The organism is Pseudomonas sp. LB3P58, assembly GCF_054897895.1.
The window spans coordinates 1,864,114-1,877,998 of the sequence record NZ_JBUBVE010000001.1 but is presented as its reverse complement, the minus strand read 5'-3'; the positions used below and the strand labels follow the sequence as shown (position 1 = coordinate 1,877,998).

Here is a 13,885-nt window from a genome sequence, read left to right as displayed (position 1 = left end):
GCTGCGTTCATATCAAGGAGAAGGGCTTCATGGAAATAGAAGAATTCGGCTACAAGCAAGAGTTGAAACGCAGCCTGTCGCTGACCGACCTGGTGGTGTACGGGATGATCTTCATGATCCCCATCGCACCGTTTGGTGTTTATGGCTACGTCAACGCCGAGGCACCGGGGCTGGTACCGCTGGCCTACATCATCGGCATGGTGGCGATGTTCTTCACAGCCCTGAGTTACGGCAGCATGGCTCGGGCCTTTCCGATTGCCGGTTCGGTTTATTCCTACGCGCAACGGGGCCTGAACCAACACGTAGGGTTTATCGCCGGCTGGCTGATGCTCCTCGATTACCTGCTGATTCCGCCGCTGCTGTATGTGTACGCGGCCATGGCCCTGAATCATTTGTACCCGGACATTCCGAAGGTCGGTTTCATCCTGGCCTTCCTGGTCAGCGCGACCTTCGTCAATTTGCGGGGCATCACCTTCACCGCGCGGATGAACATCATCTTTCTGCTGGCGCAACTGGTGGTGCTGGGGATATTCCTGTTCTACGCCTGGAACGCACTGCACAGCGGCGGCGGTAACGGTCAGCTGACCCTGGCGCCGTTGTACAACCCCGAGACATTCAACTTCGCCCTCCTGATGCAAGCGGTGTCGATTGCGGTGCTGTCGTTCCTCGGTTTCGATGCGATTTCCACCCTCGCCGAAGAGATCAAGGGTGACCCGGGCCGCAGCGTCGGCAAGGCCGCGCTGATCACGCTGGTGGTCATGGGCGTGATCTTCGTCGTGCAGACCTGGATTGCGACAGATCTGGCGGCCGGCATGGGTTTCAAATCGGCTGACACGGCGTTTTATGAAATCGCTGAACTCGCGGCCGGCAGCTGGCTGGCCACCCTGACCGCCGTGGCGACGGCGCTGGCCTGGGGTGTGGCGGTGGCAATCACCTCCCAAGCAGCGGTGTCTCGTCTGCTGTTCGGCATGGCCCGGGACGGCAAGCTGCCAAAGGTACTGGCCAAGGTTCATCCCAAACACAACACGCCGTACGTGAGCATCTACCTGGTGGCCGTGCTGTCGCTGGTGATCTGCTACCTGTTCATCAACTCGGTGGACACCCTCACCTCGCTGGTGAATTTCGGCGCACTGAGCGGTTTCATGTTGCTGCACCTGACGGTCATCAACTACTACTGGCGGCGACAGAAATCCGGACAGGTAATCCGTCACCTGATCTGCCCGGTGATCGGCTTCATCATTGTCGCGGCGATCATGTACAACATGGGCGTCGATGCACAGAAACTCGGCCTGATCTGGATTGCCCTGGGCCTGGTCTACCTGTTTGTACTCAACAAACTGGGCACCCGTGCGGTACTGCCCGACCCAAGCAACGGCTGACAAGAAAAAGAGCGGCGTCTGACAAAAATTCAGGCGATCGCCGATATAACGCGTGGAAACCGACAGTGATAGTCAGGTTCGGTGCCAACCACCGACCCCTTTGATACAGGAGTGCATCCATGCTGGTCTTACGCCCAGTCGAGTTAACCGACCTGCCCCAGTTGCAGCAACTGGCGCGCGACAGTCTGGTAGGCGTCACGTCCTTGCCGGACGACACCGAATGCCTGCGCGAGAAGATTCTCGACTCCTGCGCCTCATTCGAAAAAGACGTAGAGGGTCATGGCCCGGAGAACTACTTCTTCGTGCTGGAGGATCTGACCCGAGAGCGTTTGGTGGGCTGCTCGGAGATCCTTGCCACCGCTGGTTTCAGCGAGCCGTTCTATAGCCTGCGCAACCGGCACTTCACCAGCGCCTCGCGGGAGCTGAACATCGAGCACGGCGTGCCCGCGCTGTCGTTGTGTCACGACCTCAGCGGCCATACCTTGCTGCGGGGTTTTCATATTGACGCAGCGCTGGTGCGAACACGGTTCTCTGAACTGCTGTCCCGGGCGCGGCTATTGTTCATCGCCGCCCACTCGCAGCGCTTTTCCGAAGCCGTCATCACCGAGATCGTCGGCTTCAGCAGCGACGAAGGGCACTCGCCATTCTGGGATGCGGTGGGCAAGCATTTCTTCGACCTGCCCTACGCCGAGGCCGAGCGCCTTTGCGGCCTGGAAAGCCGAACGTTCCTCGCCGAACTGATGCCGCAATACCCGATCTACGTGCCGATGCTACCCAAGGCGGCGCAGGACTGCATCGGCCGCATTCACCCCGATGGCCAGGAGGCCTTCGATATCCTCGAGCGCGAAGGCTTCGAAACCAACAGCTACATCGACCTGTTCGACGGCGGTCCGACGTTGTATGCGCGCACTCCCGGCATCCGCTCCATCGCCCGGAGCCAGACCGGCACGGCGCAACCGGGCTCGCCGATCGATGCCCGTGGCAGCTATCTGGTGAGCAATGATTCGCTGAAGGACTATCGCGCCATCGTCGCCGATCTGGATTACCAGGCCGGGCAACCTGTGGTGTTGAGCGCCGAGATGTGCGCCGCCCTGAACGTGACCGAAGGCAGCCCGATCCGGCTGATCGCCCTGTGAGCATCACCCGGCCCCGCGCCCAACGACAGCGCCCGAGCAGGCGTGCAGAAGGAGTTGCATCATGATTGTTCGCCCGGTTCGCGTCACCGACCTGCCCGCCTTGCTGAACCTGGTGCACCAGGCTGGCCCCGGCTTCACCACCCTGCCGGCCAACGAGGAACGCCTGACCCACCGGGTGCGCTGGGCCCAACGAACCTTCGCCGAACAGGTCGAACGCGCTGATGCCGATTACCTCTTCGTACTCGAAGACGACGATCAGCAGTTGGTGGGCGTCAGTGCCCTGGTGGGCGCCGTAGGCCTGCGCGAGCCCTGGTACAACTACCGGGTCGGACTCACAGTCAGTTCGTCACCGGACCTGGGTATCCGGCGGCAGATTCCGACATTGTTCCTGAACAATGAAATGACCGGCCAATCGGAGATTTGCTCGCTGTTTCTGCGACCTGATCAACGCCACGGCAGTAATGGTCGATTGCTGTCGTTGGGGCGTTTGTTGTTTGTTGCCGAGTTTCCGCACCTGTTCGGCGACAAACTCATCGCCGAACTGCGTGGCAGCGCCGACGAACAAGGTTGTTCACCGTTCTGGGACAGCCTGGGCCGGCACTTCTTCAAGATGGACTTCAGCCACGCCGATCACTTGTCGGGCCTGGGCAGCAAGTCGTTCATCGCTGAACTGATGCCACGCCAGCCGCTCTACACCTGCCTGCTCACCGAACAGGCCCAGGCCGTGATCGGCAAGGCGCACCCGAACACCGAACCGGCGCTGAAAATCCTTACCGCCGAAGGCTTTGCCCATAAGGGTTACATCGACATCTTCGACGCAGGCCCGGTGATCGAAGCCCCTGTCTCGAATATCCGCACCGTGCGCGACAGCCAACCGCTGCTGCTGGCCATCGGCACACCCGACGAGCAGGCGCCGGTGTGGCTGATCCACAACCGTCGCCTGGAAAACTGCCGCATCACCGCCGCCCAGGCCAGGCAGGTGGGCAACAGCCTGATCGTCGACCGCCTCACCGCCAAACGCCTGCAACTGCAACCCGGCGACTCGGTACGCGCCGTGCCGCTGCTCAATCAACAACAGCAGGCTGTTGCGGCGTGACCGACGGCGGTCCATCCGCCTCTGCAAATTCGTCATCATCCTTCCCCCGCTCGCGTGATAGCCTTTTGTTCCTTCGGCGTTGACACTTTTGCTCAAGCCCTTCCATTCCCATTGCAGTGGTGGAACTCATATGTCCAGGCTTTCTCATCAAGATTTACGCCGTAACTTTCGCGAGCTGTTCGCTTCCAAAACCTGCTACCACACGGCGTCGGTCTTCGACCCGATGTCGGCCCGCATTGCCGCTGACCTGGGTTTTGAAGTGGGGATCCTGGGCGGTTCAGTCGCATCGTTGCAGGTACTGGGTGCGCCTGACTTCGCCCTGATCACCCTCAGCGAGTTTGCCGAGCAGGCCACTCGCATTGGCCGTGTTGCCCAACTGCCGGTCATCGCCGACGCCGACCACGGCTACGGCAACGCGCTCAACGTCATGCGTACCATCGTCGAACTCGAACGTGCCGGTGTGGCCGCCCTGACCATCGAAGACACACTCCTGCCCGCCCAGTTCGGCCGCAAATCCACCGACCTGATCGGGGTGGCGGAAGGCGTCGGCAAGATTCGTGCGGCGCTGGAAGCCCGGGTCGATTCGGAAATGGCGATCATCGCCCGCACCAACGCCGGGATTCTGCCGGTGCAGGAAGTCATCAGCCGTACCTGTCATTACCAGCAGGCCGGTGCGGACGGGATTTGCATGGTGGGCGTGCGGGACTTCGACCACCTCGAACAAATCGCCGAGCACCTGACCGTACCGCTGATGCTGGTCACCTACGGCAACCCGTTGCTGCGCGACGATAAACGCCTGGCCGAACTGGGCGTGCGGGTCACCATCGATGGTCACGGCGCCTACTTCGCCGCGATCAAGGCCACGTATGACAGCCTGCGGGAACAACGGCAGATCTTTACCCAGGCGTCGGACCTGAATGCTACCGAATTGACTCACACCTATACGCAGCCTGAGGAATACATCCGCTGGGCGGAAGAGTTTATGAGCGTTAAGGAGTAGCGGTTTAGCAGATGTCGAAGTAGTGGCTGCAATGGCCCCTTCGCGAGCAAGCCCGCTCCCACATTAGACTCTCGGTGAACACATTATTTGTGCACACCAGTGATCGAGTGTGGGAGCGGGCTTGCTCGCGAAGGGGCCAGATGCCACACCACTAAACTGCAGTTTTGAACCCCTCCTCCCGCTGCAACGCCCGCGCCTGAACCACATTCAGCATTGCGCAGCCTTCGCGCATCAACAGATGAACCGCCCGGGTAACGCGCATCAGGTCGCAATCGGAAATGTCTTTGAGGTTCAGGCTGGACAAGGTGTCCGCCAGATCGCGAACCACGGTGAAGCGATGCGCAGCGCAAGCGGCGATGTCGCTGAGTTCTTTATGGGTGTTGATGAAGAGCACCGGGGTTTCGGCGTCGTAGGTGTCGATGGGGAGGTAACGGGGCATGACTTGGTCGAACATATTGGTAGCTCCTTATTAATGAGTTTTCCGGGTGTTCGATCGGCCAAGATCGTCGCGGAGAGTTGCCGCGAGACGCAACTATAAGGGTCGATGCTGAAACGCGGCAACAGGGTACGTCGTAGGAAACGTCTTGGAAAGTTGTGGGGTGGTTTTGACGGCGGTGTCCGGCGGGAGAGATCCCCTCACCCTAACCCTCTCCCCAGAGGGTAGAGGGGACTGACCGAGTTGTTTTGGCTATTTACTGCGACCTGAAAGGTTGAGTCGAACTTGGATTCGGCCAACAGCAAATCACTTAAAAATCGCATTCAACTCGGTCGTTCACGTCGCCGGATTCCTCAAGAAACCCACGGTCAGTCCCCTCGCCCCCTTGGGGCGGTCCGACGTTTCGGGAGGGTTAGGGTGAGGGGTCGATCCAACTGACCCACCCCCCCCCCAAAAAAAACCGCACGCAATTCAGTGAGCCTTAGCCAACTCCATAATCATCCGCGACAACAGATAAATCCGCGGCGCCACGCTCTCTACCTCCGCGTATTCCTCCGGCGTATGAATATTGCCGCCCACTATCCCGAACCCATCCAGCGTCGGTGTACCCACACCCGCTGACAAACTCGCATCCGCCGCCCCACCACTTCCCTCTTCCGTCAACTTACGGCCAATCTCCCCGTAAATCCCCTGAGCCATGGCCATCAACCGATCCGATTCCGGCGTTTGCGGCATCGGCGGCAATCCACGCTGAAGTGTGGTGGTGACTTCCGTATCAGCAATCAGCTTGTCTTTCGAAACCCGCGCCAGGTCCTTCTCGATCCGGTCAAATTCTTCCGGCACCGCCGCCCGCACGTCTGCCTTGGCGGTGGCTTGATCCGGAATCACGTTGGTGCGGTCGCCGGCCTTGAGCACGGTGAAGTTGATGGTGGTTTTCTTCTCCGCGTCGCCCAGTTTGCCGAGCTGCAAAATCTGGTGCGCCGCTTCCATGGCGGCGTTGCGTCCCAGTTCTGGCGCGACACCGGCATGAGCGGCTTTGCCCTTGACCTCGACCACGGCGGTGGCACTGCCTTTGCGCCACACCACCAGGCCATCCGCCGGGCGGCCGGGTTCGAGGTTGAGGGTGACGTCGTGGGCCTTGGCGGTTTTCTTGATCAGGTCGGTGGCGATATCCGAGCCGGTTTCTTCGCTGGCGTCGAGCAGGAAGGTGATTTGCGCGTAGTCCTTGAAGTCGAGGTTTTTCAGGACCTTCAGCGCGTAGATCCCGGCAACGATGCCGCCCTTGTCATCCATCACGCCAGGCCCGTAGGCGCGGCCGTCCTTGATGTGGAACGGACGCTCGGCGGCCGAACCTTCCTTGAAGACGGTGTCCATGTGCGCCATCAGCAGGATTTTTGCCTTGCCGGTGCCTTTCAGGGTCGCGATCACATGGCTGCTTTTGTCCGGGGTATTGGGCACCCGTTCAATGGTCGCGCCGAGTTTTTTCAGTTCGTCGATGGCGATGTCGCTGACTTTCGTCAGGCCCGGTTCATAGCCGGAACCGGAGTCGATGTTCACCAAACGTTCGAGTAACTTCAGGGCTTCACCCTTGTACTGTTCGGAATCGGCGAGGACTTGTTTGTGCGGTTCGGCGGAAACTGCGGGAGCGAAAACGCCGAGGGCGAGGGTCAGGCCAAGGCTGGTGGCCAGCAGGGAGCGAGGGAGATTGAACGTCATGAATCGATCCTTGTTTCGTGTCGGGGGTGAAAAACACCCTACCTGACTACGACGCAAGGCTCTAGACCGAATGCGACACCTGCGAAACGGTTCACACCGAATCAAGTATTTCGTGATGCGATTTGCCATCGCCGCAACAGATGACGCGGTTGCGACCGGTGGCTTTGGCTTCGTAAAGCGCTTGGTCGGCGTCGTTGAGCCACAGGGTCGCGTCGGTGTGTGCCGGGTTGAAGGCGGCCAGGCCGATGCTCAGGCTGACTGTCAGCGCCGGGCTCTGCTCATAACCCAAGGTGGCGAAGCGATCACGCAGGGCATCCATGGCGGCCGCAGCGCTCGTGAGCGGTAGGTCCGGGAGGATCACGCAGAACTCGTCGCCACCGTAGCGCCCGGCAACATCCGCCGCGCGCAGGTTCTGCTTGAGCATTTTGCTCAACTGACGCAGGACGATGTCCCCGGCAACGTGGCCGTAGGTGTCGTTGATGGATTTGAAATGGTCGATGTCGATCAGCGCAATCGCCCCGCCCTGCTGCTGACGTTTGCAACGCTGGAATTCGACTTCGAGCTGATCCTTCCAGGCGCCGTGGTTCAGCAGGCCGGTGAGGCTGTCGGTGCGGCTCAGGGCCAGCAATTCACGCTTTTGTCGGCCGAGGGTGTGGGCCTGGCGGAAGCAGATCCAGCCCAATGCCAGCGGATACAAACACATCAAGGGCAAACAGGCATACATCTGCAGTTGGCTGGTTTGTGGGATGAACGCGGGGGAGAAAATCAGCAGTCCGACGCCCATCCCGAGAATCTGCGCCACGGTTCCCGCCAACAGGAAACGCAAACCGCCAATGGCCACATTGTTCATCGCCATCATGCCCAGGGTCGTCGCGCTGGGCAGTGGATTGAAGTGCATGGCGGCGACCCAAAAGCCGCCGAGAAAGGCGTCCACCAGCAGGTTGCGGTGTTCGGCGTGATAAGGCACTGGCGCGCGGCGCGCCCACTGGTAAGCCAGGTGCGGCCAGAGGATGGCGTTGAGCAGCATCACCGCCCAGACCCACGGTGCAGGGTTGAGTGGGTACATCGCCGCGCTCACGAGCAACAGCCCCAAGGCCAAACCCAGGGTTCGCGATGTATAGAGCCTCCTGGCCAGTGAAAGTCCTTTTCCTCCCGTTTTTTCCATAGAGGCCTCTGCGCCACAGAACGGAACCTGAAAACACAAGGGTTTCAAGTGTGGTGAGAGTCTATCAGGGCAACGGCAAATAGCCATCACCGGCTGGCGGTCTGAATACCAAGGCATAGCCATGAGGCGAGCGCCCAATGTTTGGCTATACATGAAAGGAGGGTTCGATCAATAACGATAAAAAAGGAGGCCCATGCAGACCTTTCAAGTGTTGATCATCGGCAGCGGTTTTGGCGGCCAGTGTGCGGCGATCAATTTGCTCAAGGCAGGCATCAGCGATTTCCGCCTGCTGGAACGACGGGACTTTTTCGGCGGCACCTGGTGCCAAAACACCTACCCCGGTGCGGCGGTCGACGTGCCCTCGCCGCTCTACTCGCTGTCTTTCGCGCCCTACCGCTGGACGCAAATGTTCGCCGAACAGGCCGAACTGCACCACTACACCCAGTACGTGGTGGAGCACTTCGGCCTGCGAGACAAGGTGGAACTGCAGGCCAATGTCGAGCGCATCGAGTGGGACGACGACGGCAAATACTGGGCGGTGCACACCGCCAGCAAAGGCACATTCCATGCGCAGTTCCTGATCAACGCCACCGGGCCGCTGAGCCAACCCATGGTCCCCCACTTCGAGGGCCAGGAGCGGTTTCAGGGCAAGACCTTTCACACCAACAACTGGGATCACACCTACGATTACCGGCAAAAACGCGTGGCCATCGTTGGCAGCGGCGCCAGCGCGGCCCAGGTGATTCCAACCATTGCCCCGGACGTCGAGCATCTGCATGTGTTCCAGCGCACGCCTCACTGGGTATTGCCTCGGGCCGACCGCGCGTTTGGGCCATTCCAGCGTTGGTTACTGGGGCTCAAACCGGCCTACAAACTGTTGCGCTGGATGATCTACTGGCTGTTCGAAACCCGAGTGATTGCCTTCAAGTATTCGAAACCAGCGATCCGCTTGGTCCAGCAACACGCCCTGCGCTTCCTCAAACGACAAGTGCCCGACCCCCAATTACGGCAAAAACTGACACCCGACTACGTCATCGGCTGCAAACGGATAATCATCTCAAGCACCCTGTACCCGGCGTTGGGTCGCAGTAACGTGAGCCTGCACAGCCGCGAGCAAGGCATCGCCGCCATCGATGAAACCGGCATCGTCACCCAGGACGGCCAACACATCGACCTGGACCTGATCGTCTGGTCCACCGGTTACGACGCCACCGACGGGGTGATTTCTTACCCGGTCACCGGCAAAAACGGCACACAACTCAAAGAGTTCTGGGCCCAGTACCCGCGGGCCTATCTCGGCACCAGCCTGCCGGACTTCCCCAACCTGTTTATCGTCACTGGCCCCAACACGGGCATCGGCCACACCTCGGCGCTGTTCATCATCGAGTCTCAGATGAACTACATTCTGGATTGCATCCGCACGTTAAAAGAACACGGTTTGCGCAGCATCGAAGTACGCCCCGAAGCAGAACGTACCTACACTGAAATGATCCACCGGGAGATGGAACGCACGGTATGGAAGTCCGGGGGTTGCCACAGTTGGTATCAAAGCAAGAGCGGTCATGTGATTGCGATGTTTCCGGGGTTCAGTTTCAGCTATCACCGGTTGACCAGGGCGCTGAAACCCGCCGATCACATTCTGTCCTGATCACGTAAAAGGAAGATGCCTGATGCTTTTGTTGGTTGTCGCAATCGCAGTTTTCGTGGCCTGGAGCTGGTTGAGTTACCCGGCCATCGGTCATTGGCTCTATGACTTGAACATGTCGATAGAGGCCAAGCTGTATGGACTGCACAAAATTGTCGTGCCGATCGCCGAAATGACCGTCTCGACCTGGCAAGGCGGGCCGTACGAAGCGTCCAGCAGCGTGCTGATGCTCCACGGCTACAGCGCCGACAAAAATATCTGGCTGCGCTTTGCCCGGCACTTTGTCGGCAACTATCGGGTGATCATCCCCGACATCGCCGGCCATGGCGAAACCGGATTCAAGGCCGGCGGCGGCTACGACATTCCCTTGCAGGCCAAGCGGATGATCCAGTTGCTCGATGTCTGCGGCGTCGAGAAAGTCCACGTGATCGGCAACTCGATGGGCGGTTACATGGCAGCGTGGCTGGCGGCCACGTACCCGGATCGTATTGTTTCGGTGGCCCTGATCGACCCGGCGGGGGTCACCGCCCCCGAAGCCAGCGACCTGGAGCGCCATTTGGCCAAGGGCCATAATCCGTTCCTGATTCATTCACGGGAAGAATTCCAGCGCTTCTACGCCATGACCATGGCCGAACCGCCGTGGGTACCCAAGGTGGTGCTGGACGCCATCGCGCAACGCTATGAACAGCAATGCGAAGAGCTGGAAGAAATCTTCAGGGACTTGCGTGCCAGCCCGCCGATGGAGCCGAAACTGCCCGACATCAAGTGCCAGGCGCTGTTGCTGTGGGGACACAAGGACCGCTTGATCGATGTCAGCAGCGTGGCGATCTGGAGCAAAGGCATCGCCGATCTGCGAGTGGAAGTCTGGGATCACACCGGCCATATGCCGATGGTGGAGCAACCGACGAACACGGCGCGGCTGTATCGGGAATTTTTGGCATCGCTGCGTTCGGAAAGCCCTCAGGATCAGCGGCTGCACTGAACATGCAGTCCTTTGCAGAATGAAGTTCGTAAGATTCTTCGTTTGTCGGCGCCGCGCAAGGCTGCGATCTTTTCCCGCATCCTTTACGTCACCGCATCAGGAATTCCTTCATGAGTCACCCGAACTTCGTCAGCCCTGACCTGATCCGTCAACGCTTTTCCAAAGCGATGTCCGACATGTACCGCGAAGAAGTGCCGCTGTACGGCGCGCTGATGGAACTGGTGGAACAGACCAACCGTCACGTGCTGGACAGCGATCCACAGATCGCCCGACAGTTGAACAGCACCGGTGAAATCCAGCGCCTGGACCTGGAGCGACATGGCGCGATCCGTGTCGGCACCGCCGATGAACTGGCCACCCTCGCCCGGCTGTTTGCGGTGATGGGCATGCAGCCGGTGGGTTATTACGACCTGACCCCGGCCGGTGTGCCGGTGCACTCCACCGCTTTTCGCGCGGTGCATGAGGCGGCGTTGCAGGTCAGCCCGTTCCGGGTATTCACCTCCCTGCTGCGCCTGGAACTGATCGAAGACCTGGAACTGCGAGCGTTCGCCCAGTCGGTGCTGGATAAGCGTTCGATCTTCACGCCCACTGCGCTGATTCTCATCGAGCGCGCCGAAACACAGGGCGGCCTCACCGAACAGGAGGCCCAGGACTTCGTCGAGCAGGCGCTGGAAACGTTCCGCTGGCATCACACCGCTACCGTGACCGCCGAGCAGTACCGCAAACTCAGCGCCCAGCATCGCCTGATCGCCGACGTGGTGGCATTCACCGGCCCGCATATCAACCACCTGACGCCGCGCACCCTGGACATCGACATCGTCCAGGCGCAAATGCCTGCGCACGGCATCACCCCCAAAGCGGTGATCGAAGGCCCGCCCCGCCGTCAGTGCCCGATTCTGCTGCGCCAGACCAGTTTCAAGGCCCTGGACGAGCCTGTCGCCTTCACCGATCAAGCCGAGAATCGTGGCAGCCACAGCGCCCGTTTCGGCGAAATCGAGCAACGCGGCGCGGCGCTCACCCCCAAAGGCCGGGCGCTTTACGACCGTTTGCTCAACGCTGCCCGAGATGAATTGAAAGACTTCCCCAATGAAGCCAATGCCGCACGTTACAACGCGCTGATGGCGCAGCACTTTGCAGAATTCCCTGACACCGTTGAGGGCATGCGCCAACAGGAACTGGCGTACTTTCGCTACTTCGTCACGGAAAAAGGCTTGGGGGCCGATGAGCTGAAATCGTGGTCCCTGGAGGATCTGCTCAGCGGCGGGTATTTGCGGGTTGAACCGTTGGTGTACGAAGATTTTCTGCCGGTTAGCGCTGCGGGGATTTTTCAGTCGAACCTGGGGGATGCGGCGCAAACCCACTATGGCGTGCAATCGAACCGGCAGGTGTTCGAGAAGGCGCTGGGGCGATCGACGATCGATGAATTGGCGTTGTATGCCGAGACACAGCGGCGCTCGATCGAGGAATGTTTCGCCGCTATTACGCGATGACACGTTGAAAAGATCGCAGCCTGCGGCAGCTCATGGGAACGCGAACTCCTGTAGGAGCTGCCGCAGGTTCGGGCCGCGTTCGGACGATCTTTTGATCCTATTTCAGCTTCGCCAACAACGCCTCAGCGGCAGCCTCGGACGATGCCGGATTCTGACCAGTAATCAGCAAACCATCAGTGAGCACATAACTCGCCCAGTCAGCACCTTTGGAATAGACACCACCCTTCTCCTTTAGCATGTCCTCCACCAAAAACGGCACAACCTTCGTCAGTTGCACAGCCTCTTCCTCAGTGTTGGTAAACCCCGTCACGCGCTTGCCTTTGACCAGCGGCTGGCCGTCCGCGCCCTTGACGTGACGCAACACACCCGGTGCATGGCAGACGGCCGCGACCGGTTTGCCCGCCTGGGAAAACGCCTCGATCAGAGCGATCGAAATTTTGTCTTCGGCCAAATCCCACAACGGGCCATGGCCGCCCGGATAGAAAATCGCGTCATAATCTTCAGCTCTCGCGCTGCTCAGCAGAGCGGTAGACGCCAATGCGGACTGGGCGGCGGAGTCTTTGCGAAAGCGCTCGGTGGCTGCGGTTTGCGCGTCGGGCTCGTCGCTTTTTGGGTCCAGCGGTGGTTGACCACCCTTGGGCGAGGCCAGGGTCAACAGAGCGCCGGCGTCCTTGAAGGCGAAATACGGTGCGGCGAATTCCTCCAGCCAAAAGCCGGTTTTCTTACCCGTGTCACCCAATTGATCGTGTGACGTTAGAACCATCAGGATTTTCATGTCGTTCTCCTTGAGTTCGCAGATGTTCATTCATCTCGGCGCTGAGTTTGACCTTCAGGCTGCAGCATTCGTTGCACCAGTCACCCTAGCGGTTCTGCTACCGGTTTTCGGCAAATCAGACGATGGGTCACCGAATGATGGCTAACCGCCTTGATGCGCAAGAAGTTGCGCACTCAACGCTGCGAAAGCCCTTCCCGGGACGCTGATCGCCCGGCCTGTCAGGCGCCCCAGCCAAGTGCGCAAGAAGTTGCGCAGTACTGCGCAACTTCTTGCGCACATTCACCGGCGATCTCTGCCAAACATCCTTCGCGAGCTCTGAAAACTCTCTCAACCCACTGATTTATATAGCCTTAACCGCTTCTGGCACGGACCTTGATAACAGTCAGGCACCCACCGGGCGATACCGCCTCCCGGGCACCCTAACTTTTAGCAAGGAGCACATCCATGGCTACACCAGCGTACATGTCCGTCACTGGCGAGAAACAAGGTCTGATCACTGCCGGCGCATTCACCGCCGACTCGGTTGGCAACACCTACCAGGAAGGTCACGAAGACCAGGTCATGGTTCAGGCTTTCAGCCACGACGTGATCATCCCGCGTGACCCGCAGTCCGGCCAACCGACCGGTCAGCGCGTCCACAAGCCAGTCGTGATCACCAAGGTGTACGACAAGGCTTCGCCACTGCTGCAAGCAGCTCTGACCTCCGGCGAGCGCATGAGCGAAATCGTTATCCAGTGGTACCGCACCTCGGCTCAAGGTACCCAAGAGCACTACTACACCACCAAACTGGAAGACGCGATCATCGTCGCCATCAACAACAAAATGCACAACTGCCAGGACCCGTCGAACTCGCACTTCACTCACCTGGAAGAAGTGCAGTTCACCTACCGCAAAATCACCTGGACCCACGAAGTATCCGGCACTTCGGGTTCCGATGACTGGCGTCAGCCGGTCGCCTAACTCAGGCCGACCGTCTCAAGCATCGGCCAGCTCTGCTGGTCGATGTTGTTTTCGCCTTTCCAGAATTTTCGCGTCCGCAAGCTCCCTGCACGGGTGCCGGCGAGC

General features: G+C 59.7%; 12 protein-coding genes. 8 read left to right on the top strand and 4 right to left on the bottom strand.

The window, feature by feature from the left end; genetic code table 11:
- Positions 1-29: 29 nt before the first annotated feature.
- From ACYZTZ_RS08750 to ACYZTZ_RS08735, 4 genes are all read left to right on the top strand, one after another.
- The gene (locus tag ACYZTZ_RS08750) at positions 30-1,379 is read left to right on the top strand and encodes an APC family permease (RefSeq protein ID WP_461997862.1); all 1,350 of its coding nucleotides are present in this window, start codon (positions 30-32) and stop codon (positions 1,377-1,379) included.
- Between the two features lie 119 nt (positions 1,380-1,498).
- Positions 1,499-2,515, top strand: coding sequence for an arginine N-succinyltransferase (locus ACYZTZ_RS08745; protein ID WP_461997861.1), 1,017 nt, complete (start codon positions 1,499-1,501; stop codon positions 2,513-2,515).
- Positions 2,516-2,576: 61 nt separating this feature from the next.
- Positions 2,577-3,611 (top strand): arginine N-succinyltransferase, encoded by a 1,035-nt coding sequence (gene astA / locus ACYZTZ_RS08740; protein WP_461997860.1) that lies wholly within the window; start codon positions 2,577-2,579, stop codon positions 3,609-3,611.
- Between the two features lie 130 nt (positions 3,612-3,741).
- Positions 3,742-4,611 carry an isocitrate lyase/PEP mutase family protein gene (locus ACYZTZ_RS08735; RefSeq protein ID WP_461997859.1) on the top strand — a complete coding sequence of 290 codons (870 nt, stop codon included), beginning with the start codon at positions 3,742-3,744 and terminating at the stop codon, positions 4,609-4,611.
- Between the two features lie 151 nt (positions 4,612-4,762).
- Here the strand turns inward: ACYZTZ_RS08735 and ACYZTZ_RS08730 are convergent, their stop codons facing one another.
- The 3 genes from ACYZTZ_RS08730 to ACYZTZ_RS08720 all read right to left on the bottom strand — a co-directional run bounded on the left by ACYZTZ_RS08730 (position 4,763) and on the right by ACYZTZ_RS08720 (position 7,928).
- Positions 4,763-5,065 (bottom strand): hypothetical protein, encoded by a 303-nt coding sequence (locus ACYZTZ_RS08730; RefSeq protein ID WP_046049619.1) that lies wholly within the window; start codon positions 5,063-5,065, stop codon positions 4,763-4,765.
- Positions 5,066-5,518: 453 nt separating this feature from the next.
- Positions 5,519-6,763 (bottom strand): M20/M25/M40 family metallo-hydrolase, encoded by a 1,245-nt coding sequence (locus ACYZTZ_RS08725; protein ID WP_461997858.1) that lies wholly within the window; start codon positions 6,761-6,763, stop codon positions 5,519-5,521.
- A 91-nt stretch (positions 6,764-6,854) separates the two neighbouring features.
- Entirely contained in the window at positions 6,855-7,928 is a 1,074-nt protein-coding gene (locus ACYZTZ_RS08720) for a diguanylate cyclase (protein ID WP_461997857.1), read from the bottom strand.
- A gap of 193 nt (positions 7,929-8,121) precedes the next feature.
- Between ACYZTZ_RS08720 and ACYZTZ_RS08715 the strand changes: the two genes are divergently transcribed.
- The 3 genes from ACYZTZ_RS08715 to hglS all read left to right on the top strand — a co-directional run bounded on the left by ACYZTZ_RS08715 (position 8,122) and on the right by hglS (position 12,045).
- Positions 8,122-9,576 (top strand): flavin-containing monooxygenase, encoded by a 1,455-nt coding sequence (locus ACYZTZ_RS08715; RefSeq protein ID WP_461997856.1) that lies wholly within the window; start codon positions 8,122-8,124, stop codon positions 9,574-9,576.
- 22 nt (positions 9,577-9,598) lie between these two features.
- Positions 9,599-10,555, top strand: coding sequence for an alpha/beta fold hydrolase (locus tag ACYZTZ_RS08710; protein WP_461997855.1), 957 nt, complete (start codon positions 9,599-9,601; stop codon positions 10,553-10,555).
- Positions 10,556-10,665: 110 nt separating this feature from the next.
- Complete coding sequence (gene hglS / locus ACYZTZ_RS08705) at positions 10,666-12,045, top strand: 2-oxoadipate dioxygenase/decarboxylase HglS (protein WP_461997854.1); 1,380 nt, start codon at positions 10,666-10,668, stop codon at positions 12,043-12,045.
- A 97-nt stretch (positions 12,046-12,142) separates the two neighbouring features.
- Here the strand turns inward: hglS and ACYZTZ_RS08700 are convergent, their stop codons facing one another.
- Entirely contained in the window at positions 12,143-12,820 is a 678-nt protein-coding gene (locus tag ACYZTZ_RS08700) for a type 1 glutamine amidotransferase domain-containing protein (RefSeq protein ID WP_461997853.1), read from the bottom strand.
- 444 nt (positions 12,821-13,264) lie between these two features.
- Here ACYZTZ_RS08700 and ACYZTZ_RS08695 point away from each other — a divergent pair, with 444 nt between their 5' ends.
- On the top strand, positions 13,265-13,780 hold the full coding sequence (locus ACYZTZ_RS08695) for an Hcp family type VI secretion system effector (RefSeq protein WP_054051032.1): 516 nt from the start codon (positions 13,265-13,267) through the stop codon (positions 13,778-13,780).
- Positions 13,781-13,885 lie beyond the last annotated feature (105 nt).